The organism is Streptomyces sp. NPDC005576, assembly GCF_042871745.1.
In the GTDB taxonomy this organism is placed as follows: Bacteria; Actinomycetota; Actinomycetes; order Streptomycetales; family Streptomycetaceae; genus Streptomyces.
The window spans coordinates 63,251-87,712 of the sequence record NZ_JBIAJC010000008.1 but is presented as its reverse complement, the minus strand read 5'-3'; the positions used below and the strand labels follow the sequence as shown (position 1 = coordinate 87,712).

Below are 24,462 nucleotides of genomic sequence, written 5' to 3'. Positions count from 1 at the left end.
ACGGGGGCGGGGGTCCCCCCGGGCGCCCAGGACGCGCCTTCGACCACCTCGCCGACGCCTACGCCGCCATGGACGAACACCGCGCTATCAAGTTCCTCCTCACCATCAGCCAGCCGCAACCAGACCGCAACCGCCCACCGAGTGGGCGAACAGCGGTTGCAGCGAGGCGGCAGCCCCGCCTCCCCCACCCCCCGACCTTGACCGGCGGGGGGCGACCGCCCACCCAGCGGCCTGCCAGAACTGCGATCAACTGAACTGACGTCAGTCCTGACCGAACAGCAGCGCAGCCTCCTCGACCCACCGGGCCAGCACACTCAACGCTGCCAGCTGCTCCAGCGCCTGGTGCTCGGACAGTTCGGACACACCGTCTTCGTGTCTGTTCGGATTGCGCAGGGCGGCATAGCTTCCTTCGCTGAAGGCTGCTGCACCGCGCTGCACGCTACGGAAGTGTCGCTGCCGCCATCAGGCCGCAGACGGGGCGACCGGCTCGGGGCGCGTCCTCAGAGAACATGCTCTGACATCCCGGGGGTTGCGTGTTCCTGACCGATCAGCACTCGCGGCGTCCTGTTCGTGCTGCGGACCGGTGCCGCCTGGCGGGACGTCCCCGCGGAGACTGTGGGCTGTTCCGGCATGACGGCCCGGCGCCGACTGCGGGACTGGACCGAAGCCGGCGTCTGGCCACGCCTGCACGCCGCCTTGCTGACCGAGCTTCGCCGCGCCGACCTGCCGGACCTGGACGACTGCTCCGTGGACGGATCGCACGTCCGGGCCCTCAAAGGGGGGACCACGTCGGCCCCTCACCCGTCGACCGCGCACGCCCCGGCTCCAAGCACCACCTGATCGTCGACCGCCACGGAACCTCACTCGCCGTGACGCTCCATGGCGGCAAGCGACACGACGTCACTCAGCTCCTGCCCCTGCTCGACGCGGTCCCGCCGATGCGGGGAGCTTCGGGATGCCCGCGCCGCAACTCCCGCTGCCGGTACGCGGACCGAGGCTACGACTTCGACAAGTACCGCCGCCTGCTGTGGACACGTGGCATCAAACCCATGATCGCCCGACGGGACATCGCGCACGGCTGGGCAAGGTCCGCTGGGCGGTCGAGCGCGCGTTGGCCAGGTTGCACCAGCTCAGACGGCTCCGCACCCCCTACGAACGCCGCGCCGACCTCCACCAGGGGTTGCTCGCCCTGGCCTGCAGCCACATATGCCTCCGCCGCCTTCGGGCCTCATTCTGAAACGATCAGTTAAAGCCCCCTCAGCACTCCGCACAGCGCAGGAACTGCAGGCAGTGCGGGCCAGCCACAAGCCAGGGCGGCGTCGTTCAATGGGTCTTTCCGGTTTGATCACGTGATGCCGAGGTGGCCAGGGGGAGGATGGCGTTGCGCGCAGGGGGGCTGGTATGCGGCGCAGGCTGGCCAGGGCCCGACGGCGCGGCCGGATCGGCCGCTGTTCCAGATCCGTTCACCGGCGCGCCGCGGAACCGTCTCCGACCCGTTTGCGCACCCGACGTACCAGTTCATCCGCGGCCTGGGGCCACTGTGCGTACTGAAAGTCGAAGCCTGCCTGGGTCAGTCGGCCCGGGACGACACGGCGGCTCTTCAGCAGCAGCTCGGTGTCGGAACGTAGAGCGAACGCGCCGACCTCGGCCATCCACTTGGTCGCAGGGAGACCCACCGGTACACCCCTGGCAGAGCGCAGGGTGCGCATGAATGCGCGCTGCGGCAGGGGATGGGGAGCCGCCAGGTTCACCGGCCCTGCGATGTCCTCCCGGTCGATCAAGAACTCCACCGCGCGCAGGAAGTCCTGTTCGTGGATCCACGACACGTACTGTGCTCCCCCGGCGACCGGGCCGCCGAGACCCAGGCGGGCCAGTCCCAGCAGGACGGCGAAGACCCCGCCGGGATCCGGGCTCATCACCATGGCCGAGCGGAGAGCGACCTTGCGCGTGGCCGGCGTTTCGGCCTGCTGCTGAGCCTGCTCCCATGCCTTGGCGATCTCGACGCTGTACGCCCAGTAGGCGGGCACGCCCGGTTCGGTACCGCCGATCACACCGGTGGCCTCGTCGTTGGGGGCGTCGAAGCGGTGCGCGTATACCGTGGCGGTGCTCATCTGCAGCCAGAGCCGTGGCGGTCGGGCAGCTCCCGCAATCGCGGCGCCCACAACCCGGGTGGAGTCGACCCGGGAGTCCATCATTTCCTGCAGATTGGCTGCCGTGTATCGGCAACTCACAGTGCGTCCGGCCAGATTGATGACGACATCGCTGCCGTCCACCGCCGATGTCCATGGCCCCAGGGTCTGACCGTCCCATGGGACCTCACCCGCGCGCCTGGGGCGTCTGGTGAGAATTACGACCTCGTGGCCAGCGGCTTCGAGTGCGCGCTTCAGGATCGCTCCGACTTGTCCGGTGCCGCCAGGAACCACAATCTTCATCGGCTACCTCTCCTTCGTCTCGGGTGAGCCTAGACCAAGGAATTGAACATGTTCAACACGAGGTGCGATCCGCGATTGCAGCCAGCCTCGCCGTACGGCACTGGGCGCTGGACGTCAGTTGGGAGCGTTGTCCGGTTTGATCACGTGATGCCGAGGGTGGTCAGGGGGCGGCTCGCGTTGCGCGCGTAGTGGCGGAGGCCGACGGCGATACTCCGGTGCCCTGCGCCCCGAATCCACCGGGGTGGTATCGGATGACGACAAACCGGCCCGCCGGGCCGACTACGGAGTCCGCAGGCCGGCCCGGGGGGAGAACTACCGGCCTGTCCGGTCATCCCCAGCTGTTCGCGTACACGACCCCGATCAGGTCCTCCGGCGCCCACTCCTGCCGCACCGATGCCTCCGCGCCTCAACCAACCGGATCTCCACATCGTGGCGACCACCCGCCCCACCTGGACGGAAAGCTCGAAACCCCACCGCAGCCCCATCATGTTCTGCTCCATGACGGGTGGCGGCAGCCGTACGAGAACACGGGCCCGTCCGCCGCGACGGCCGCGTCACTGGCCGGCGAGGCGCGCGTAGTCGCCCTGCAAGAAGATCAGGGGGCGGGGATCACCCGCCACCGCCAGTTCGAGCACGCGGCCCAGGACGAAGAGGTGGTCGCCGGCCGGGACGACGTCCGCCACCTCGCACTCGATCCACGCGGCGACATCGTCGGGTATCGGGGCACCCCTGGCCGACCGCTGCCAGGCGAGCCGGCCGAACTTGTCGCCCCCGCTGGTCGCGAACACCGAGGGCAACTCCGCCTGGTGCTCCGTGCTCGACCATCTGGGCCGCGAGTTCCTGCACCGCGCGCTCACCTCGTACGACGTCTTCGTCCACCTCCCGGTCGAGTTCCCCCTGCACGACGGCACACCGCCCATCGTCGAGCACTTCCGTGTTCTCTCGGACCGCCTTCTCCTGAACACCCTTCACGCGGCGGGTGCCCCCGTCCGTACGGTCTCCGGTCCCCTCGACGACCGTCTGGCGGCCTTGGTGGCCCTCACCGGTGCGTGAACGGGGACCGGGGACGTAACACTGCGGCGAGGACCAGATTCCGCACCACCATGCGGCGGGCTGCCCGCGACAGGCTCACGACGGCGGGGACGGTGGTGGGTTCGTCGCGGACGGTGACGGCGTCGGCGGTCTGCGGACAGGCCGGTGCACTGGCGGCCCGACGACCATGCTGCCCCGTGTCGTGTGGGTGCGGTGGTGCGGAACACGGGAGGGTGCGGTGGTGCGGAACACGGGAGGCGCTCCTTCTCGGCGAGGGGTCGCTCCATCCGACCGACCGGAGGGCCAGGTGGTGTCCGGACGCCAGGACGCCCGACCGGTCGGACGACATCGCGATCGCCAGGGGGACCCGGTGAGGGAGGGGCATCCACCGGACCGGCTGGACGGTCAGGGCCGGTACGCCGTCGTTCCCGACCCCGGTGGGTCACCCGGAGGCGTGCGATTCATCCGCCGACGTGGATGCCGGGGCGCAGGTCCGGATCGGGTTCGTTGCTGCGGATGATCTCGCGGGTGACGGGGGCGGTGTCACCGCGGCCCAGGAGGAAGTAGCGGAACATGTGACGCAGCGGGCTGCCCTCGGCCCATGCGAAGTAGCAGTGCGGGCGGACGCCGGTGGCGTTGCGCAGGGCGAGGAGGATCGCGGCGATGGCGTTGGGTGCGGCCGGGGCCCCGGCGCGCAGGACACGGTGGCCGTCGACTTCGGCGCCGTGGACGGTGAGGGTCTCGCTGAAGTCGGAGGGGTCGACGACGTCGATTTCCAGGAAGATCACGTCGGCCGGGCCCGGTACGGGGTTGGTGCCGCGCTGCTCGCGTTCCTTGGCCGCGTACTCGTCCGCGTCACCCGCCTCACGGCGGTTCGCGATGATGTTGATGGACCGGTCGTGGGCAAGGGTGTCGGCGATGAACCGGCGGGCGGTGTCGTCGAAGACGATGCGGTCGGCGCGCAGTTCGGTTGTCCGCGAGACGCGGGAGACCAGCGACACCGCGATGATGCCGGCGATGAAGAAGCCGGAGATGGCGAGGCCGTCCGGCTTGTCGACGACGTTGGCGATCAGTGCGTAGAGCAGGACCGCCGTGAGCAGCGCGAAGCCGACGGTGGGGGTACGTCGGCGGTGGCGGGCGACAAAGACCGTGACGGCGAAGGCCCCGGAGACCATCATCGCGAGGATTCCGGTGGCGTAGGCCCCGGCCTGGGCGTTCACGTCGGCGCCGAAGGCGATCGTGATGAGGACGCACAGGGCGGTGTAGACGAGGACGACGGGGCGTACCGCGCGCCCCCACTCGGGGGCCATGCCGTAGTCGGGCAGATAGCGGGGGACGATGTTGATCAGGCCTGCCATGGCGGAGGCGCCGGCGAACCAGAGGATGAGAATGGTGCTGATGTCGTAGACAGTGCCGAAGACCTCTCCGACGTGCTCGTGGGCCAGGTAGGCCAGGGCACGGCCGTTGGCGGCGCCCCCCGGCTCGAACTCCTTGTGCGGGATGAGGACAGTGGTGACGAAGCTGGAAGCCAGCAGGTAGACACTCATCACCACGGCGGCCGTGGTCAGCAGTCGGCGGGCGTTGCGGATGCGGTCGCGCAGCCGCTGCTGTGTGTCGGCGCCCTTGGCGGTTATCAGCGGCATCATACTCACCCCGGTCTCGAACCCGGACAGGCCGAGGACCAGCAGGGGGAAGGCCAGCAGTGCCGGGCCGACGAGGTCGCCGAGGCCGCCTCCGCCGTCGGCGAGCGCGCCGGTCCAGCCGGAGAGAGCCCCGGGAGTCGTGAAGACGTCGACCAGGCCGAAGGCGATGACAACGGCGTTGAGCGCCAGGAAGACGGCGACCAGGGGGATCGCGACATTGACCGCCTCGTTGAACCCGATCAGGAACACGGCTCCGAGGACCAGAAGCAGCACCACCGTCAGGGCGACCTCGTGCCCGTGGAGAGCGGCGGGAAAGAACGGGTTCTCCACCACATGTACCGAGGCGTCCGCCGTGGACAGGGTGATCGTGATGATCCACGACGTGGCGACGAACCCCAGCAGGACGAGGACGAAGAGCTTGCCCCACCAGAACGGCAGCAAATCCTCCAGCATGGCGACCGAACCCGCACCGTTCGGGCTCTCCCTGGCCACCCGTCGGTACATCGGCAGCATCCCCAGCAGCGTCAGCGCCACGATCAAGAGGGTGGCCAGGGGCGAGACCGCCCCGGCGGCGAGCGCCGCGATCGCCGGGACGTAGGCGAGGCTGGAGAAGTAGTCGACACCCGTCAGGCACATCACTTTCCACCAGGGCTGCGACTCGGCATGGTCGTCACCGGCCGCCGGCCCCACCGGCTGCACCTGATGCCGCAACAACCAGCGCGCCGCCGCGCCCGTCGGCTGTGCTCGCCGCGCCGGACTCTCCACCACCTCCGGGACCCCGGGCCCACCCGTCCGGGCCATCACCGGCCGGCGTCCTTCGCGCATCTCGCCCATGTCTTCGCCCCACCCCTCGCCAACGATCACGGCGTCACCGCGCCCGTGCGGCCGCGACGATCACCACGGCTGCGGGTGCCCGGGACACCGCACGAAAATCAGAAAGGATGAAGTCCTTTGCCCGATCAAAACCGGGGCACACCGAAAACGCCCGACTTCCGGGTGGTGGCCCGGCCCGGGCGGCCGGATCCCCTCCCGGACCGCTCGCTCCCACTCGGCCCGACCGACGGGCGACGGCCCCTTACGCGGACGCTGGTGCGGGGAACGTCTCCGTCATCCGACGGGCTCTGAGCGCGGCGACCGCACCGGCGCCTCGTCCGGCTCCTCGTCCACCGCTCCGGGGAGGGTGAAGGTGAAGCGGGTGCCGGCGGTGTAGGCGGTGTCCAGCGCGATCGATCCGCCGTGGTGTTCGACGATCTTCTTGCAGAGCGCCAGGCCGATGCCGTTGCCCTCGTAACTGTCGCGGGTGTGCAGCCGCTGGAAGATGACGAAGACCCGCTCGGCGTACTCGGGCGCGATACCGATGCCGTTGTCGGCCACCGAGATCTCCCACAGCGGACGCCGTCCCTCCTCGCTGCCGTCGTGGTGGGGACGGGGTACCTTCCGTGCGCCGATGTGGAGGACGGGCGCGGTGTCGGGCGCGCGGAACTTGATCGCGTTGGAGATGAGGTTCTGCAGGACCAGCCCGAGTTGCGTCGGCTGCCCGTGGACCGTCGGCAGGTCCTCGCACGTGATGGTGGCCCCGGTCTGCTGGACGGCGACGTCGAGGTCGCCGACGGTACGACGCACCAGATTTCCCAGGTCGACCTCCCGGTCGTCCGTGTGGAGCCGGCCGACTCGGGAGAAGGTGAGCAGGTCGTTGATGAGGTTCTGCATGCGGTTGGCGCCGTCGACGGCGAAGGAGATGTACTGCTTGGCCCGGTCGTCGAGCTGCTCGGAGTACCGCCGGTCCAGCAGCTGGCAGAAGCTCGCCACCTTGCGCAGGGGCTCCTGGAGGTCGTGCGAGGCCACGTACGCGAACTGCTCCAGCTCCTCGTTGGAGCGGCGCAGTTCGACGGTCTGGGCGTCGAGGACGGCCCGTGCGCGGTCCTTGAGTTCGAGGTCTTCGGCGAGGCGGCGCCGCATGGCGTCCATGTCGGCCGCGAGATCCCGGATGTCGGAGGGGCCGGTGGGGACGAGCACGTGGGCGTAGTCGCCGGAGGCGACCTTGCGGACGTCGGCCCGCAGACGGTCCAGCGGTCGCTGCACGCCGAGCCGCAGTCCCGCGAAGGCGAGCGCCATCAGAGCCAGCACGACTGCGGCGATGATCATGAAGACCGTGTTCCGCGTCTTGCGTATGGACAACAGGTTGTTGCGGGCCCGGTCGCGCTCGGAGGTGGTGTGCTCCTGCTGGGTCTTCAAGGCGGCGCGCAGCGCGTCGAACTGGGCCCGGCCGCTCTCCGCGCGCTCCTGGGCCAGGGTGGTGGGGTCGGCGGCGGCGGCGATGGGCCGGGCCGCGGTCGCGTGCCACTTCTCGGCGAGGTCGCGCACCCGGACGAGATCGGCCGTGGCCCGGGTGTCCCGCGAGGTGAGGGCGTCGAGCTCGTCCATCGCGGCCCGCTGCTGGGCCAGGCCGCTGCGGTAGGGGGCGAGGAATGCCGTGTCGCCCGCAAGGCCGTAGCCGCGGATACCGGTCTCCTGGTTGACCAGTGCGGCCTCCAGGCGCACCGAGGATACGAGGGCGGGTGACCAGCGGTCGACGAGCTGCTGGTTGACGGCCGTGGACCGCATCAGGGCCCAGGCGCCGCAGCCACTGAGGATCAGCAGCACGACCAGGGCCACGGTGGTGCCGGTGCCGAGCCAGCGGCTGGTGCTCCAGCCGGACCGCTCCCGCACCGGTCGGAGTTCTGCCGACGGGGAACCCTCTTCGGGACTCTGCACGGTGGTTCCTCTTTCTGGCCCGGCCTGTTCTGGCCTGGAGAGCGGCGGGAGATCTCGGACTCCGTCACCCACCGGAGCGCGGGCCACCCTACCCTCACGACAACGCAGGTTGTCACGGGCCTTCCATGCGGACTCTCGCTCCTGAGCACCGTCATCCCTCATCCCCGTGCCCGCATGCCTCGGCGTCAGCCTCCCGAGCGGGCGGCCGTCGCGGTCAGCGGAGCGGGGCCGGTCTGGTTCGGGCTGCTCGGCGGGGGTCTCCGTGCCAGTCCAAGATCAGGACTGTGGCATCGTCCTTGAGGTTGCCGCGGCAGGCATCGAGCACCGCGGCGGTCAGGCTCCGGACCGCTTCCCGCGGGTGCAGCGCTCGGGTGTCGTGAATCACCGAGGCCAGGTCGACCTCGGTCGCACCGCGCTCCTGCATGCCGTCGGTGAGCAGCACCAGGCGGTCTCCGGGCAGCAGTTGGAGTTCCTGCAGGTGATACGCGCTGGGACCTGCCACGCCGAACGGCAGGTTGACGGCGAGGTCGACCTCTTCGACCACGTTGTCGCGCAGCCGCAGGGGGCGGGGGTGGCCGGCGTTGACCAGTTCGCACAGACCCGTTTCGAGATCGATGCAGAACAGTTGCCCGGTGGCGAGGCTGTGGCTGTGATTGAGCAGCGCGTTGTGGGCTTCATGAGCCTGCTTGAGGGCGTCGCAGCCGCTGCGGCGCGCCTGCCGCAGCGCTCCGACCAACAGGGTGGCGAGCAGGGCGGAGTTGGTGTCGTGGCCCATGGCGTCGGTGATGGACAGGTGCAGTTTGTCGCGGTCGAGGGTGTAGTCGTAGGTGTCACCACCGATGTCGTCGGCCGGGATCAGCCCGGCGGCGAGGGTGAACTCGGCCGCCTCGCAGGAGGGGGCCGAGGGAAGCAACTGGTGCTGGATCTCCGCGGCCAGACTCGTCCTGGTGGTACGCCGGCCCAGGTGGTACAGGTCGGTGAAGCGGCGGTCCGTGACGATGATGTACGCCAGCGCGTGGGCCGCTTCGCGGACCTGCCGCAGCACGGTGTCGTCAGCGACCTGCAGGGTCACCTCCAGGACGCCGATCAGGTCGCCCCGGTTGGTGACCGGGGTGATGACGCGATTGCCGACCTGCCCGTCCGCTTCCACGTGCTGGCGCTGGCTCCGCAGGACGCGGTCGTAGACGCTTCCCCGCAACTCGATCGGCTTGCCGGTGTCCTCGGCAGCGCCGCCGGCCGCGGCCAGCCGTACCAGCCGCTCCCCGATGAGGTCGACGAACAGGAACGACACGCACTCCGCACCGAACCGCTTCCGCAGGTTGTGCGCGACCACCTCGACGGACTCACCGGGTGGGGCGGCCTCAGCAGCGGCCAGCAGCTCACCCAAGTCTAGATCTGTACCCTCCACAGCAACCTCCAATTCGGCTGCCGAATCTCCTTCCCCGCATCACCGCAACTTCACCTTCGAAGCTCATTGCACCTGGTCAGGGCCGCCCCATGCCTCCGGGCGCGTCAAGCCGTCCCTGCCGGCAGCCTGCGCGGCATGCGGAACGGAAGAGACTGCCCGGAATCTGAACGCCGCAGCCGAGGCAGAAGAAGCCGGAGGGCCGCAGCTCGTACGGGGCGGGCCCGCGGTCGTCGGAAACGGCCGCGGGCCCGTACCCCGGGGAGCCCCCGGGGGTGCCGGTCAGTCCGTGTCCGGGCCGAGGGCCTCCTGCACCTCGTCCCGCAGCAGCCGTACGTACTCGCGGGTCCATTCCTCGATGGTCTCGCGGTCCCACAGGTCCGCCGAGTACTCCACGTCACCCTGCAGGGCCTGCGGAGTCGGGGTCAGCACCATGATGAGCTCCCCCCGTGAGGCGGCCGGGGCGATGTCCCGCACGGTGGTGGTCAGGCCGGGCAGGTCGACGCCGGTGTCCAGCGAACTCTCGTACGCCAGACCCACGGCCAGCGCGTCCGGGATCTCGATGCCCTTGCGTTCCAGCATCGCCGGCGCGGCCAGCCTCGGCGGCATGGCGTGCTCCATTCCGAGGACGACGGACCGGGACACCTGGTCCGTCAGTGAGGCGAAGGTACCGTGCGCCGCCTCACGTACCCGCAGGGCGAATCCGGTGGCCGTGCACGCCACCAGGGACTCGGATTCCCGGGTCTCCCGGGCCGCGTACGAGATGTGCATCAGCACGTCCGCCTGCCCCGCCTTGGCCGCCAGCAACCGGCCGAGTGCCGCTGCGGTGACCACGAACGGGGTGGTCCCGCGACGCGCGGCCAGCCTCTCGACGCCCTCCCGCACCTCGGCGGGCACGGTGAAGCTGACGACACCGCCCCGGCCGCTGAGCGTCTCGGGCCTCGGCCGGTCGAGCGGCAGGTCGAGGGTGAAGGGGGCGCCGTCGAGCTCCTCCACCCAGTAGTCGATCCGCCGGGGGCCGGTCTTCTCCTCGTGCGCTGCCCGCCAGTGCGCGTACTCCACCTGCTGCGGCACCTCGGCCGACAGGCCGTGGGCCGTTCCGGAGACGGCCGCACGGTAGAGCGCGGCGAACTCCTGCAGCAGCACCGTCACGGCCCAGCCGTCGCAGGCGCAGTGGTGCAGCACCAGCAGCAGCGTCCACTTCTCGGCACCGGCACGCAGCAGACGGACTGAGAGTACGTCTCCGGCGAAGAGGTCGTGAGGCGTTTCGGCCGCCTCCAGAGCGAACCGCCGCACCTGCTCCTCCCGCTCGGGCTCCGGCCTCGATGTGAGGTCCTCGACGGGCATCTCCACCGGGCGGGGTTCGAGCACCTCCTGACGCCAGGACCCGCCCTCCTCGGCAACCAGCCTTGTACGCAACGACTCGTGACGTTCCGTCAGCTGCTGTACCGCTGTGTGCACCGCAGCGGGGTCCAGTGGCCCGGCGAAGTCGATCCGCAGCGCCACGTTGAACACCTGCGGTTTCGCGTGGCAGGAGTGCTGGAATGCGAACCGCGCCTGCTGATCGGTGACCGGGCCCTGCCTGAGGACCCTCCTCGGCGCCGTGCCGAAGAGGAACTCGGTCATGGCCCGCAGGGTCGGTTCCCGGTAGAGGCGGGAGAGGGGGTACTCGGTGCCCCACTCCTCCCTGATCCGATTGACCAGCCGCATCGCGGTGATCGAGTGGCCGCCCTGATCGAAGAGCGAGGCGTCGGGGGCGGCATCTTCGGGAGCGATGCCGATCTCGGCGGCCCAGATCTCCCGCAGGCGGCTCTCCCCGTCGGAGCTGCCGGGTCCCGGCCGGGGCGAGTCGACGGCAGGGCCGAGAGCGGGGCCGACAGCGGGGCCGACGACCGCGTCTGCCGGGAGGACGACGCCGGCCGGCGGCAGGTGGGCCCGGTCGAGCTTTCCGTTGGCGGTCAGCGGGAGGCCGGAAAGAACCTGCCAGGCGCGCGGCACCATGTACTCCGGCAGTCTGCGGGCCAGTTCTCCGGCCAGTCGCCCGGTGTAGGCACGCTCCGCCCCGGGGGCGCCGTCCAGGGGCTCGGCCGGGACCACATAGGCAGCCAGGCAGACCTCGCCGTTCTCCCTCCGGGTGCCGAGGACGGCTGCCCGGCCGACGCCGTCGAGGCCGCTCAGCACCCGGGTGACCTCCTCGGGCTCGACCCGGAAGCCACGGATCTTCACCTGGTCGTCGGTGCGGCCCACGAAGGCGAGCTTTCCCTCGGAGGTCCAGCGCACCAGGTCGCCCGTACGGTAGAAGCGCGCGCCGGAGCCGGCCTCCGGGTCCGCCACGAACCTCTCCCGGGTGAGGTCGGGCCGGTGCAGATAGCCCGTGGCCACCCCCGGCCCGCCCACCTGGAGCTCCCCGGTCACACCGATGGGGACCGGCTTGCCGGACTCGTCGACCACCCGAAGGCGCACATTGTCGACGGGACGGCCGATCGCGATCACGTCCTCGCCCGGGGCGGCCCCGTCCTCCGGAGCCGGTGACGCGGTGGACCGGGGCGTGACCGTCTCGCTGACGCACAGCACGGTCGTCTCGGTCGGACCGTAGACGTTCACCGCCTCGTAGAGCGCTTCGGGCCGGGGTCGGGTACGGAACTGTTCGCCGCCCAGCACCAGATGACGCAACGGTGGCTGGTCGGCCGCCGGCAGGCGCAGCACCTCGTGGCCGAGGGCCGTGGGCACGATGCTGAAGGCAATGCCCTTCTCCGCGTACCAACGGGCCAGCGCGAGCGGGTCCTTGCGGACGTCCTCACCGGCGACGACGACGGTGCCGCCCGCTGTCAGGGCGGGCCAGATCTCCAGGAGCGAGGCGTCGAAGCTCTGGCCGCACACGGCGGCGCTGCGGTCGCCGCGGGTGAAGGCGAATCGCCCGTGGTGCCACTGGCAGGTGTCGACGAGGGAGCGATGGGTGAGGACGACGCCCTTCGGCGTCCCCGTGCTGCCCGAGGTGTAGATGACACAGAACGGTGAGTCCCCGACGGCAGGGTCGACCGGGCCACCGCCGTTCACCGGGGCCGCGTCCGGCGGCACGACGGTCACCGCATCGGGCAGCCGCAGGCCCACGGCCCCGGTGCGGTCGCTGATCACCGTGCGGGCTCCACATTCGAGGATGACCTGGGACGCCCGGACGGCACCGAGGGACGGGTCCAGCGGCACGAAGGCGTGTCCCGCCTTCAGTACGGCGAGCTGAGCCACTACGGACTCCGCCGACCTGGGCAGCCACACGGCGACCACCTCGTCGGGCCGCCCGCCCGCCGACCGCTCCTGGAGCACAGCGGCGAGCCGGTCGGCGCGCTCCTCCAGTTCCTGGTAGGTGAGCACGGTGTCCCCGGCCACCACGGCCGGGTGTCCCGGGCGTTGTGCCGCACGCCGGGTGATCCAGGCGTGGACCGTGGTGTCCGCGACGGCACGCTCCGGTCCCCGCTCCCAGCTCTCCGGCACTTCGTCCCCCTCGGCCGGCGTGCGCGCGAGCCGGGACAGCGGGGTGGAGGTCGCTCCCGTCGCGTCGGTCAGCACATCGCGGAAGGTGAGGAAGAACCGCTCGACGGTACTCGCGTCGAACAGGTCTGAGTTGTACTCCAGATGGCAGCGCACGCCCTCCGGGGCGTCCGTGAAGTAGACCGTCAGATCGGTCAGGGACTTGTCCGGGCCCGCGTCCAGCGGGACGGCCTCGATGCCCGGGAGGTCGAAGCGGAACGGCTCGGCCGACTGGAACTCGGCGCACACCTGGAACACCGGGGTCCGGTCCGTCCTGCGCGGAGGGGCGAGCGCGCGCACCACCCTCTCGAACGGCACACCCGCGTGATCGTAGGCATCCAGCGCGACCGAGCGGACCCGGTCCAGCAGGGTCGCGAAGTCGGGGTCGCCCGAGAGGTCCACCCGCAGAGCGAGGGTGTTGACGAAGAAGCCGACCAGGTCCTCCGCGCGCTGCGGACGGTCCGACACCGGGATCCCGATGACGAGGTCCTCCTGCCCGGTGACCTGCCTCAGCATCGCCGCCCACCCGGCGACCAGGGTCATGAAGAGGGTGGCGCGGTGACTGCGCCCCAACTTCCGTACTTTTTCCGAAAGTACGGGGTCGAGCGAGCGGAAGACGGCGCGTCCTTCGGAGGTCATCTCCGAGGGACGGGGCCGGTCGGTGGGCAGTTCGAGCACCGGCAGCTCTCCACCGAGCGTGGCCAGCCAGTGGTCCAGGTCCTTCGCCGTGTCCGGACCGTCCGCCGCGGCACGCTGCTCCTGAGCGTGCCGGGCGTAACTCCACGTGAGAGCCGGAAGACCGGCCCTCGTACCGTCGCGCTCCGCGCGGTACAGGGCGGAGAGGTCCCGGCTCAGCACGGTGGCGGAGGCGGCGTCGACGACGATGTGGTGGAAGGAGAGGACCAGCACGTGTTCGTCGACGCCGGTGCGGACGAGCCGGCTCACGAAGAGCGGTCCGTGTTCCAGGTCGAAGCGACGGTTGCTCTCCGCCGCCAGCACCTCCCGGACGGCGGACTCGGCGTCGGCGGTACCGTCCACCACCGCGAAGTCGAGCTCGGCCGTGGCCCGTACCACCTGCACGGCCGAATCGCCTTCCGCCCGGAAGACCGTGCGCAGCCCCTCGTGACGGGCGACCAGGCCGCGCAGGGCGGTGCGCAGTACGCCGGTGTCGAGCGGGCCGCGCAGCCGGATCGCCTTCACCTCGTTGTAGGCGGTGCGCCCCGGGAGGAGGCGCTCCAGGAACCAGATCCGCTCCTGGCCCGGTGAGAGCACGGTGCCGGGCCGGTCCTCCTCTCCGTGCTCCGGGGTCCGCGCCCGGGGTGCGGACGACTCGGTGTGCCGTCGCCTCAGGGCGTCCAGGCGGGGAAGACCGGCGCGCAGCTGACCCGCTGTGACGCCGAAGTCGACCAGCGCGACGATCTCGTCGGCGCCCGCTCCGGTCACCGCCTCGACCACCGGCAGGACGCTGTCCACGCTGCCGATGAGGGCGCGTTGGTCGCAGTAGCGGCCGTAGGCGCGGCGGAAGACGACGTCGAGGTCGTCCTCGCTGAGCGCCGCCAGGTCGGCGGTCATGCCCAGACTGTTGCTGACTCCGCTGAACAGGGAGAGGGAGGCCCGCATGTAGCGGGACATCGGCTCGAAGGCCTCGGTACGGGCGCTCTCGTGGTCTTCCGCGAGGTACGTGTGCAGCAGTACGGCGACCCGCCCCGCGTCGGGGTCGAATCCGTGGCGCGCACGGGCCCGACGGTAGCGGTCCACGTTCTCCCGGAGCTGTTCGACGCTCTGGGTCATCAGGTTGGTGACCACGCCCAGATCGTGCCGCGCCGCGAGTTCGTACGACTCCGGGTTGCCGACCACCGCCGTGTAGAGCGGCGGCATGTCCTGCACGGGCTTGGGGAAGAGCCGGATCTCGCGCACCCCGTCCCCGGTGGTACGACGGACCGCCTCTCCCCGCCAGAGGCGCCGTACCTGCTCCACCTGTTCGTACATCTCCTGCTTGTGGCGCCCGAAGCGCTCGGGGAAGAAGACGAAGTCGTTGGCGTTCCATCCGCTCGCCACGCCGAGGCCGACGCGCCCTCCGGAGAGGTTGTCCGCCATGGACCACTCCTCCGCCACCCGGACCGGATCGTGCAGCGGGAGCACGACCGAACCGGCGTTGAGACGGATGCGCCGCGTCTCCCGGGACAATGCGGCTGCCAGCACGGCGGGGTTGGGGAAGAGGCCGCCGAACGAGTCGAAGTGCCGCTCGGGCATCCAGAGCGCCTCGAAGCCGTGCTCGTCCGCGAACCGGGCCGCCTCCATGAGCAGTTCGTACCGGCCGCCCTCGGGGTCCGATCGCTCCCGGGGGTAGTCGCCGAAGAAGTAGAGGCTGAAGTCGGCCGTGCGGACGGCGGTTCGCGGCCCCGGCCCGCGCACCGGCTCTGGTACCGACTCCCGGGCGGGTGCGGCTGTGGTGAGGGGTGCGGGTGCGGCCGTAGCGATGGGTGCGGGCGCCCGGGGCGCTTCGGACGCGGTCCTCGGCGCGGGGGCCGGGGGGCGGACGGCCGGGAAGAAGCCGGCCCTCCGCAGGTCCTGGAGCGACTCGCGGACGGCGCACGCCACCTGCTCGATGTCGCTGTCGGAGTGGGCGGTCGAGAGGAAGAAGTTGCGCCACTCCCAGACGTGCACGCCCCGCAGCATCAGGTGGTAGTACAGCAACTCCATGTCGGCGCGGTGCTCGAAGCGGAACTGTGAGCCGAACCAGCCGACTCTCAGGGGGAATTCCTCCTCCTCGAAGAAGGCGTTGAGTCCCGTGGCCAGTTCGCTGGTGCGGTCGTTGAGCTGCTGCTGCAGCCGGGGACTGTGCTCCTTGAGGTGGGCGAGGACGGCACGCGCGGCGGTCATCGACACCGGGTGCTGGAGATAGGTGCCGCCGAAGAAGGTGGTGTCGGCCGGCGGGCCGCTGTCGTCGCCGTAGCTCCAGTACCCGCCGTCGACCCCGTCCATGATGTCCGCGCGACCGGCGACCGCACCGATCGGGAATCCGCCGCCGAGGAGCTTGCCGTAGGTGGCGAGGTCCGGAGTGACGCCGTAGAGCTCCTGCGCACCGCGGAGCGCCGGGCGGAACCCCGTCAGCATTTCGTCGAACATCAGGACGATACCGTGACGGTCCGTCAGGTCACGCAATCTGCGAACGAATTCGACCGGCTGGAGGGAGGGGTTCCGGCTCTGCACCGGCTCGATGATGACCGCCGCTATCTGCGCGGCGTCCCGTTCGATCGCCTGCAGCGCCTCCTCGCTCCCGTAGGTCAGCACCGTCAGTTCGGCGACGGCGCTCTGCGGGATGCCCCGGGACACGGGTACGGTCCCGGCACCGCCGCCCCGGCCCGCGAAACGCCCGAGCACCTGGTCCGCGTGGCCGTGGTAGGCGCCCTGGAAGGTGACGATGCGGTCGCGGCCGGTGGCGGCGCGCGCCAGCCGGATCGCCGCCGCGTTGGCCTCCGTACCGGAGTTGGCGAACGCCACCCGGTCCATTCCCGTCAGCTCGGTCAGCAGCTCCGCCGCCTCCCCGGTCTCCACACTGCGGGGGCCGAGTCGGATTCCCCGGGAGAGGTGCTCACGCACCGGCTCCCGGACGAAGTCCGGCTCGTGACCGAAGAGCAGGACACCGAAGCCCATGGTGATGTCGACATAGCTGTTGCCGTCGACGTCCTCCACCCGCGAACCCTCCGCGCGGCGGGCAGCCACCGGGTAGAGCATCTCCTTGGTCGACGCGCGGAAGCCGACGACCGCCCTGCTGTCGGCCAGTTTCCTGCGGTGGCGCTGAGCCAGTCGTTTGGAGGTCGCGGTCCGCGCGGTGTAGCGGCGCACCAGGTCGTCCAGATGTTCCTGCTGCCCGCGCGATGCGGTGCGGCCCACCATGCCGGAGCCGGGAGCGACCACCACCCGGGGGCCGTGTGCCTGGGGCTGGTCCGCCGGCTCCTGCCCCCCGGGCTGCTCCCCCGGCGGCTGCGTCCCGGGCTGCTCCCCCGGCGGCTGCGTCCCGGGCTGGTCCGCCGGCGCTGCGGCGGGCAGCCGTGCTGCCATCTGCTCGGCGATGCGCTCGGCCAGCCCGGCCATGGCGCTCAGGTCCTGGTCCAGCTCCTGGGTGAGCCCCCCCGAGTCGTTCATCGGACCGCCTCACCGTCGAGCCGGTCGACCGCCGAGGCGTTCTGCACGGCGAGCAGCTGGGAGAGCTGGGTCATCAGCTGGAGCTGGATCTGAGACATCTGCCTCACCTGACGCGTCAGTTCGTCGAGCTCTGCCCGAGTGACGTATCCGGCAGGGGGAGCGACCGCGCCGGACGTGTCGGCTCCGCCGGGGGACGGGACGGGCCGCACCGCCGTCGGAGCTGCGGTCGCCGCGGGCGCGGGTGACGCGGGGGGCGGCGTCGCGAGGGCGGACGGGGCTGTGCGCTGCGACGGGACCGCGAGCTGTGCCGGAACGGCGGCAGGGGTGGCCGGGGGCGGCGCGGGGGCGGCCGGTTCCGTGGCCGCTGCCTCGGGAGCGTGGTGCGGCCCGGAAGCCGCTCCGGACGGCCGGGGCAGTCGCGCCGCGATCAGCTCGGCCAGCAGGCGGGGTGTCCCCGTGTCGTCGAACAGCTCCCTCATCGTCACTTTGACCTGGTGCTCCCGCTCCAGCTCACGCAGGACGTTGATCATGAGGAGGGAGTCCGCGCCGAGATCGAAGAAGGGGGTGTCGACCGGTACCGAGGTGAGATCCTCTCCGAAGCTCTGCGACAGCACCCCCAGAATGCTGTCGAGTATGTGCCCGGCGTCTGCGTTGTCCGCTGCCACGATGGCTTCCTCTCTCACTCGGATGTCGGGTCCTGGGGCCATGGGTGGCGCCCCCGCCCAGTGGTGTCGGTGCTGGAAGCGGTAGCCGGGCAGCGGGATCCGCCGCCCCCCGGTGCCCGCAAGGAACAGCTCCCAGTGCACGTCCGCGCCCGCGCAGTGGAGCTCGGACGCGGCGCCCCAGAGCGGGGCGAGGCCGGCGCCCCGTCGCAGGGACGGGACCGCCCGCACCGCGGGCAGGGCCCGGCGGGCGAGACCGCTGAGCGTGCTGTGCGGCCCGATCTCCAGCAGTACGTCGGGCCGCAGACCGGCGACGGCGCGCAGGGCTTCGTCGAATCGGACCGGTTCGCGGGCGTGGCGCACCAGATGGCCCGCGTCCGGGACCCACCCCGGTGCGCGGGTCCGCCCGTCCAGGGAGCTGACGAGTGGGATCCGCAGAGGGGCGAAGGATGTCTTCTCCGCCAGTGCCCGGAACTCGTCGAGCATCGGCTCCGTCAGGGCGGTGTGGAACGCCCGGTCGACCGCGAGCCGTTCGTGAGGGGTCCCGCGCCCGTCGAGCAGCGCGCACACCCGGTCCACCGACTCCACGGGACCCGCGAGCACCCGTGCGCGCTCCCCGTTGGTCACGGCGAGCTCCAGGCCGGGCACCGCGGCGACGAGCGAGGCCGCGGACTCCTGGTCGACGGCCGCCGCCACCATCGCGCCGGGCGGGCAGTGCCGCCGCATCAGCAGTCCCCTGGCCGTGACGAGCTCCAGCCCGTCCGCGAGGGTCAGCGCCCCGGCCGCGTACAGTGCCGCGTACTCCCCCACGCTGTGGCCGGTCACGGCCTGCGGGGCGATGCCCGCCTCCTGCCAGAGCCGGACCAGGGCGCACTGCAGTGCGTACAGGGCGGCCTGCGCCGTCCCGGTCGGCCAGGTGCCGCCCTCCGGACCGCTCTCGGCGCCGGGGCCCATGCCGTCAGGGACGGGACTGCCGGTGAGCAGCCCCGCGAGCAGTGGGTCGCCGGTGAGCTCGCGGTGGAGGCTCTCGCAGCTGTCCAGTACCTCGCGCACCACGGGGAACCGCTCGTACAGATCTGCCGCCGCTCCTGGGTACAGGGCGCCCTGACCGGTGAACTGGAAGATGACTGCGGGTTGATCACCCTCCCTGGGTGCCGAACCAGTGACGGTGTGCGCGGAGGCGGCTCCGGCGAGCCAACCGTCGAGGGAGTCAGCGAGTGCGGACGGGGTGGCGCCCCGGACGGCGATCCGGTGTCGGCCGTGGGAGCGGCCGAGCGCGGCGGTGGTGACGAGATCGGCCGGGGGAAGCGCGGCCCGTCGCCGCAACTCGTCGCGCAGCGCGCGGGCGTTGTCCGCCAAGGCGTCCTCGGAGGTCGCGGAGACCAGGAGTACGTCCGGCGGAGCGGCCGAGCCCGAACGGGGAGCCGGTTGGGGGGCCTCCTCCAGAATGAGGTGCACATTGGTGCCGCCGATGCCGAGGGAGGTCAGCCCCGCCCGGCGGGGGGTTGCGGTCTCCGGCCACGGCTGGGGCGACCGGGGCGCGTAGAAGGGGCTGTCGTCCAGCCGGAGCAGGGGGTTGGGTTCCTCGAAGCCTCCGATCGGCGGGATGACGCCGTGCTTCAGAACCAGCAGGGCCTTGACCAGGCCGGCCAGGCCGGACGCCACGTCGAGGTGCCCGATGTTGGTCTTGACCGCCCCGAGGGCGCAGTAGCCGGTGCGCTCCGTGTCCTCCCGGTACGCGGCGGTGGCTCCCTCCAGTTCGATGGGATCGCCCTTCAGAGTGCCCGTGCCGTGGGTCTCCAGATAGCCGATGGTCTCCGCGCCGACACCCGCGTGGTCCAGCGCCCGGCGGACGGCTACCCGCTGGCCCTGGGCGCTGGGCGCGGCGAACGCCTTCTTCCCGGAGCCGTCGTTGCAGATGCCCCAGCCCCGGATCACCCCGTGCACGGTGTCACCGTCCGCGAGGGCCCGGTCGAGCCGCTTCAGTACCACGGTCACCACCCCGGTACCTCCGACCGTTCCGTTCGCCGCGGCGTCGAATGCCCGCAGTCGGCCGGTCTTCGAGAGGATCGATCCCTTCACGTAGTGATAGCCGAGGACTTGGGGGAGGTGTATGGCGGCGGCTCCGGCGAGGGCGACATCACAATCGCCCAACAACAGTGACTGGGCGGCCAGATGGACGCCCACCAGCGAACTTGAGCACGCGGTCTGCACATTGACGGCGGGGCCGGTGAGACCCAGGCGGTAGGCGACCCGAGTGGCGTTGAAATCGGTGAAGTTGCCCACCAGGATCTGCATTCCCGCCAGCCAGTCGGTGACATCCTCCTCCGGGAGAACGTTGTTGAGCAGGTAGGACTGCATGTTGTAGAGGTGGTAGCCGGTGCTGGCGTAGACCCCCACGCGGGTGCCGTCCCGCTCGTCCGGACGCCCGGCATTTTCCAGGGCATGCTGCGCGCACTCCAGGAAGATGCGCTGCTGGGGGTCGGTGAGACGGGCCTCTCGGGCACTCATCCCGAAGTGCCGGGCGTCGAACCCCGCGATGTCGTCCAGGACCGCGGAGGCGCCGACGAAGTCGTCGCGCCGGTACAGTTCCTCCGGAACACCGGCGGCCGCCAGTTGGCTCTGTGTGAAGCGCGTGATGCGGTCCTCACCGTTGCGGACGATGCGCCAGAGATCCTCGGGGGTGTCCGCTCCGGGCAGGCGGAAGGCCATCCCGATCACGGCGATGCGCGGGTCCATGTCGTCGGCGCCCATCAGCCGCGCCCCTCCGGCACCGGATCGTCACTCTTCTCACGCCGTTTCCCGAGGTCCGGGGTGGGACGCCGGGCGGCAATGTCCGGCCGACGGCGCACGATCACCATCACCAGCAGCGCGAGGCACAGGACGATCGCCAGCCCGTGCAGCGTGGCCACCACCTGGAACGGCGAGAAGGACTCCAGCAACGACCCGCTGATCAGCATCCCGAGGCCGAATCCGGCGTTCTCCGTCGACGCGGAGAGCCCGAAGAGGCGGCCGCGCTGCTCGTCGGGGACGTCCTGCAGCCGGGACACGTAGACGACCTCGGTGACTCCGTCCGCCGCGCCCGCGACGAGCGCCATCACGAGTGTGGGCACGGTCGGCAGGCCGCTGAACACGACGATGAACGCCCCCGACATGACGCAGGCGCCGAGCGCGAAGGTGCGCTCGCCCGGCGTGTGTCCGGTACGGCCGGTGTAACGGGCCAGCACCTGCTGGGCGATGATGGTGCCGACCGCCCAGGTCGCCCAGAACTGGCTGATGAAGGTGGCCGGATGATCCGGGTCGAGCAGGCTGGAGTAGACCGGTAGCGCGACGTTGTGGGAGGAAGATCCCAGTCCGTCCACGGCCCGCACCGCGATCATCGCCATGAGCAGCGGCGCGGAGGCGAGCAGCATCCGGATCGTCCACCGGGGGGAGGCAGGCGCCCCGTCGGCGTCTTCTTCCGCCCCTCCTTCCCCGTTCTGTTCCGCGTTCCCGTCCGTGTGGCGGGGGACCGGCCTCGTGCGGATCGGCAGCAGGAGCAGGATCGTCGCCGAGACCAGGAAGGTGGCAGCGTCCAGCGCGAACGCCGTGCGGTATCCGAGTTGCGCCACCACGATGCCGGCGGAGGAGAACCCCGCGATCATGGCGAGTGAACGGCCGGTGACCAGAAGGCCGTTGGCGCGGGTACGGAGATCGGGGCCGACGATCTCCGGGATGCTGCTGCGCAGAGCCACCTGGGAGAGGGTGGAGCAGGCCCCCGTGATCACGGCCAAGCCGTACAGCAGGGCGACACGGCCCGTCTCCGGCGCGAGCAACAGCGCCAGGAGCGCCAGCGCCTGACAGGTGTCGGCGCCGACGATGAGGCGTTTGCGATCGTACGCCGAGACCAGGCGGCCGCTCACGAACCCGGCACCCACGCTCGTGCCCAGTCGCACCGCCATGAAGAGACCTGCGGCCAGTGCGCTCCCGGTGACGTGGTAGACGAACACGTTGAGCGCGACCATGTTGAGATAACTGCCGTACGCGGATATCCCGTTGCCGAGAACGAGCAGCCGGAAATGCTTCATGCGCACCTTTCCCTGGGCGAGGAGAGGGAACCGGCGCACCATTTCCCCCACGGAGTCCATCTGGCCACCTGTGTACCTGCCAACTCCGTCAAGCCTTGCCCGTCCGTTGCGCGCTTCACACCAGGGGAGACGGTGATTCGGGGGACGATCCGCCTGCGGATCGTCCGTGCGTGCGGTCGCCCGTGGGCCCCGGCGAGCGGGACAGGGGCGATCAGCCCGACCAGGGCTGCCCCCGAGCGCCCCGGGCGGGCCGACCGGCACGCAACGGATGCGACAGCGCGTCACCGGCTCGCACGGCGCGCTCGGACGTCAACTCAACTGTCCCTCACGTGAGTTGACGCCCTCGCATCAGCCGATCCACGAGCCGGGACCGGTTCGTTCGACTCTTCGGCTCCGGCTCCCGCTCCCGCTCCCGCTCCCGCTCCCGCACGTGGGCTGCCCCGCTCCATGAGCGCCGCACTTCGACCGGCCCTATGATCATGCCCCTGACATATCATCACCGCCGGAGGAGTCCCACCGATCATGCGCATGACTCGCCTCACCACCACCGTCCTGGCCATCGCACTCGGCTGTGCCGGGGCACTCGCCACCGCCCCCGGCGCCTCGGCTGCGGCGGGCTGCCAGTACAAGGTCGTCTGGCCGACCGCCGGGGTGTACGAGAACCCGAACCCCAGCAGCGTGGTGGTCAAGACCAAGTACGCCGGTGACATCGTCGGCGCGTCGACCTGCGAGGGCGCGTCCTACAACGAGTACGGCTACGTCCTGGTCACCACCGATGCGGCTGCGGACGGCCGGGGCTGGATGCGCGAGGGGGCTGTCGTTCCCGTCTGAGGCCGAGGTCGCGCCTCTCCGGCATCCGCAGGGCATCGCGGGCACCGTCGAGGTCCCGGCGGTGCCCCGGCGGTGCCGCAGCTGCGGACCACCCGCCGGCCGTGTCCCCACCCTCACGGGTCAGTACGCCTACGCCTGGTCCAGCGCCTCCCGCACCACGCGCTCGCACAGTTCGTGGGTGGCGAGCGCGTCACGCGCACTGAGCGTCGCGCCGGTGCGTACCGCGTCGAGGAACGAGGTGACACAGCTCTCGATCCCGCGCTGACGTGCCACGGACACCCAGTCGCCGCGCCGGCGGAGGCTGGGCCGGCCCCGGTGGTCGATGACGTCCGCGAGGTTGAGGACCTGCCGCTTGCTGTCCTGGCCGGAGACTTCGAGGACCTCCTCGGTGGAACCGCTCCGGCGGTTCATCATGCCGAGGGCGGTGAAGCCGTCGCCGGACAGTTCGAGTACGACGTGGTGCATCAGCCCGTCCTCGATCCTGGCCCGCACCGAGACGCGGTCGACGGGGCCCGGTGCCAGGAAGCGCAGCGTGTCCACGACGTGGATGAAGTCGTCCAGCACCATCGTCCGGGGGTCCTCGGCCAGTCCCACCCGGTTCTTCTGCAACAGGATCAGCTCGCGCGGGTGGTCGGCGCACTGCGCGTAGCCGGGGGCGAGACGCCGGTTGAAGCCCACCGCGAGACTGGTGCCGCGTTCCTCGGCGAGCTCGACCAGCCGGGTGGAGTCGGCGAGTTCGTACGCGAGCGGCTTGTCGACGTAAGTAGGGACGCCGGCTTCCAGCAGTCGGGTGGCGATCTCCGGGTGGACGTTCGTCGGGGCGTGGACGAACGCGGCGTCGAGCCCCTGCTCCAGCAGCGAGTCCAGGGTGGTGTGGCACCGCGCGGCGGGGATGCGGTGCGCGGCGGCGACGGTGTCCAGCGTGGCGGGGGTCCTCGTCTGGAGGTGCAGTTCGATCCCCGGCAGAGCGGTGAGCACGGGCAGATACGCCTTCTGCGCGATGTCTCCGAGTCCGATGCAGCCGACCTTCACGAGTACTCCTTCGCCTTGCCGTGTGCCCGTCCTTGATCGGCAGCATACGGGCGTGACGCCGGCGGCCGGTTGGTGAGGCCGGTCACGCGCCGACGGCAGCCACCGGCGCAAACGAGCCGACAGCGCGCCCGTGATGATCGTTCAAGGGCTGTCCCGCCATTCCTGGCGGGTGCGCGGCGTCAGCTACGGCACCTCGCCGCGTTGTCGGAACGTCCGCATACATCCAGTATGCGGACGCCCCTCCGCCGTGCGATGCACCGCATCCGACGCCGCGCACTGATCCACCACGCATTGCGGGCAGCCCTCAGCCCTCAACCGTCCGAACGGGCGCCGGTTCGCACCGCGCTGACCGGGTCACTCATGCGGGGCATTCGGCGCGTACGGACTCCCGCAACGCCCTGCTCACCCGCAGAGTGACCAGGTGCAACGAACCAGAATGACCGTGGCCGTCCTTGTGGGAGTGGCTGTCGCCACCATGTCCGGCTGTGTGACGGTCGATCCCGGCGGGCCTGCGGCGCCACCGTCGGCGTCGAAGGGGCCCGTCCAGGAGGTGGAGCCGCAGATCGGCCAGCCGCCCGCCCGTGAGGTGCTGGACGCGCTGCCGGAGGCCTCCCCGTCCGCGTCCCGTCCTGCGCCCGCCCCGGCTCAGGTGTCCCGGCCGCACGTGCCGCCGCCGGGCGGCGCTCCCCGGCCGACCTACCCACCGCCGCGCCCGTCCGTCCCGCTCCCCGCACCGGCGGTCTCCGGCCTGCCCCGGCTTCCGGCGTCCGGCAAGGGGGTCTGCGCGCTCGGGCGCGGTATCGGGGGGTGGTCCGCCGGTAGCCCGCAGTCCAGGATCTGCGACCAGGCATACGGCCACTGAGGCGGCCGGTCCGGCCGGGAGGATCACGGGGCGGGTGTGGCCACGACGCGGGTGCTGTCCGCGGCGGG

General features: G+C 71.0%; 14 protein-coding genes and 2 pseudogenes. 6 read left to right on the top strand and 10 right to left on the bottom strand.

Features of this window, described 5'->3' with window-relative positions:
- Positions 1 to 261: 261 nt before the first annotated feature.
- Positions 262 to 438 carry a TIGR02391 family protein gene (locus ACFYPN_RS15685; RefSeq protein ID WP_389298573.1) on the bottom strand — a complete coding sequence of 59 codons (177 nt, stop codon included), beginning with the start codon at positions 436 to 438 and terminating at the stop codon, positions 262 to 264.
- A 132-nt stretch (positions 439 to 570) separates the two neighbouring features.
- On the opposite strand from ACFYPN_RS15685, the pseudogene ACFYPN_RS15680 reads away from it, so the two are divergent.
- The 3 genes and pseudogenes from ACFYPN_RS15680 to ACFYPN_RS15670 form a co-directional block, all read left to right on the top strand.
- Positions 571 to 630, top strand: a pseudogene (locus ACFYPN_RS15680) (hypothetical protein); the annotation flags it as partial.
- Positions 631 to 840: a hypothetical protein gene (locus ACFYPN_RS15675; RefSeq protein WP_389299007.1), complete on the top strand. Its 210-nt coding sequence runs from the start codon at positions 631 to 633 to the stop codon at positions 838 to 840. It begins immediately after the preceding pseudogene.
- Positions 741 to 1,237: pseudogene (locus ACFYPN_RS15670) on the top strand (IS5 family transposase). Before ACFYPN_RS15675 ends, ACFYPN_RS15670 begins: the two are co-directional and overlap by 100 nt.
- A 226-nt stretch (positions 1,238 to 1,463) precedes the next feature.
- Here ACFYPN_RS15670 and ACFYPN_RS15665 read toward each other — a convergent pair.
- Both ACFYPN_RS15665 and ACFYPN_RS15660 read right to left on the bottom strand, forming a co-directional pair.
- Positions 1,464 to 2,432, bottom strand: coding sequence for a TIGR01777 family oxidoreductase (locus tag ACFYPN_RS15665; RefSeq protein WP_389298572.1), 969 nt, complete (start codon positions 2,430 to 2,432; stop codon positions 1,464 to 1,466).
- 554 nt (positions 2,433 to 2,986) lie between these two features.
- A complete protein-coding gene (locus tag ACFYPN_RS15660) occupies positions 2,987 to 3,352 on the bottom strand; it encodes a flavin reductase family protein (RefSeq protein WP_389298570.1) in 366 nt (121 codons plus the stop codon).
- Here ACFYPN_RS15660 and ACFYPN_RS15655 point away from each other — a divergent pair.
- Positions 3,246 to 3,485: a hypothetical protein gene (locus ACFYPN_RS15655; protein WP_389299005.1), complete on the top strand. Its 240-nt coding sequence runs from the start codon at positions 3,246 to 3,248 to the stop codon at positions 3,483 to 3,485. The two genes, ACFYPN_RS15660 and ACFYPN_RS15655, sit on opposite strands and share 107 nt — an antisense overlap.
- 440 nt (positions 3,486 to 3,925) lie before the next feature.
- Here the strand turns inward: ACFYPN_RS15655 and ACFYPN_RS15650 are convergent, their stop codons facing one another.
- From ACFYPN_RS15650 to ACFYPN_RS15625, 6 genes are all read right to left on the bottom strand, one after another.
- Entirely contained in the window at positions 3,926 to 5,908 is a 1,983-nt protein-coding gene (locus ACFYPN_RS15650; RefSeq protein ID WP_389298983.1) for an amino acid transporter, read from the bottom strand.
- A 306-nt stretch (positions 5,909 to 6,214) separates the two neighbouring features.
- Complete coding sequence (locus ACFYPN_RS15645) at positions 6,215 to 7,861, bottom strand: ATP-binding protein (RefSeq protein WP_389298568.1); 1,647 nt, start codon at positions 7,859 to 7,861, stop codon at positions 6,215 to 6,217.
- Positions 7,862 to 8,075: 214 nt separating this feature from the next.
- Complete coding sequence (locus ACFYPN_RS15640) at positions 8,076 to 9,269, bottom strand: PP2C family protein-serine/threonine phosphatase (RefSeq protein ID WP_389298566.1); 1,194 nt, start codon at positions 9,267 to 9,269, stop codon at positions 8,076 to 8,078.
- Positions 9,270 to 9,548: 279 nt separating this feature from the next.
- A complete protein-coding gene (locus tag ACFYPN_RS15635) occupies positions 9,549 to 16,940 on the bottom strand; it encodes a MupA/Atu3671 family FMN-dependent luciferase-like monooxygenase (protein ID WP_358760098.1) in 7,392 nt (2,463 codons plus the stop codon).
- Complete coding sequence (locus ACFYPN_RS15630; protein WP_358760096.1) at positions 16,937 to 20,356, bottom strand: beta-ketoacyl synthase N-terminal-like domain-containing protein; 3,420 nt, start codon at positions 20,354 to 20,356, stop codon at positions 16,937 to 16,939. The genes ACFYPN_RS15635 and ACFYPN_RS15630 overlap by 4 nt, the downstream gene beginning before the upstream one ends.
- Positions 20,356 to 21,669, bottom strand: coding sequence for an MFS transporter (locus ACFYPN_RS15625; RefSeq protein ID WP_358760094.1), 1,314 nt, complete (start codon positions 21,667 to 21,669; stop codon positions 20,356 to 20,358). Before ACFYPN_RS15625 ends, ACFYPN_RS15630 begins: the two co-directional genes overlap by 1 nt.
- Before the next feature lie 522 nt (positions 21,670 to 22,191).
- Between ACFYPN_RS15625 and ACFYPN_RS15620 the strand changes: the two genes are divergently transcribed.
- The gene (locus ACFYPN_RS15620) at positions 22,192 to 22,500 is read left to right on the top strand and encodes a glycosyltransferase (RefSeq protein WP_358760093.1); all 309 of its coding nucleotides are present in this window, start codon (positions 22,192 to 22,194) and stop codon (positions 22,498 to 22,500) included.
- Between the two features lie 129 nt (positions 22,501 to 22,629).
- Here ACFYPN_RS15620 and ACFYPN_RS15615 read toward each other — a convergent pair whose 3' ends face one another.
- On the bottom strand, positions 22,630 to 23,532 hold the full coding sequence (locus ACFYPN_RS15615) for a Gfo/Idh/MocA family oxidoreductase (RefSeq protein WP_358760091.1): 903 nt from the start codon (positions 23,530 to 23,532) through the stop codon (positions 22,630 to 22,632).
- 421 nt (positions 23,533 to 23,953) lie between these two features.
- On the opposite strand from ACFYPN_RS15615, the gene ACFYPN_RS15610 reads away from it, so the two are divergent.
- The gene (locus ACFYPN_RS15610; RefSeq protein ID WP_358760089.1) at positions 23,954 to 24,394 is read left to right on the top strand and encodes a hypothetical protein; all 441 of its coding nucleotides are present in this window, start codon (positions 23,954 to 23,956) and stop codon (positions 24,392 to 24,394) included.
- Positions 24,395 to 24,462: the final 68 nt, after the last annotated feature.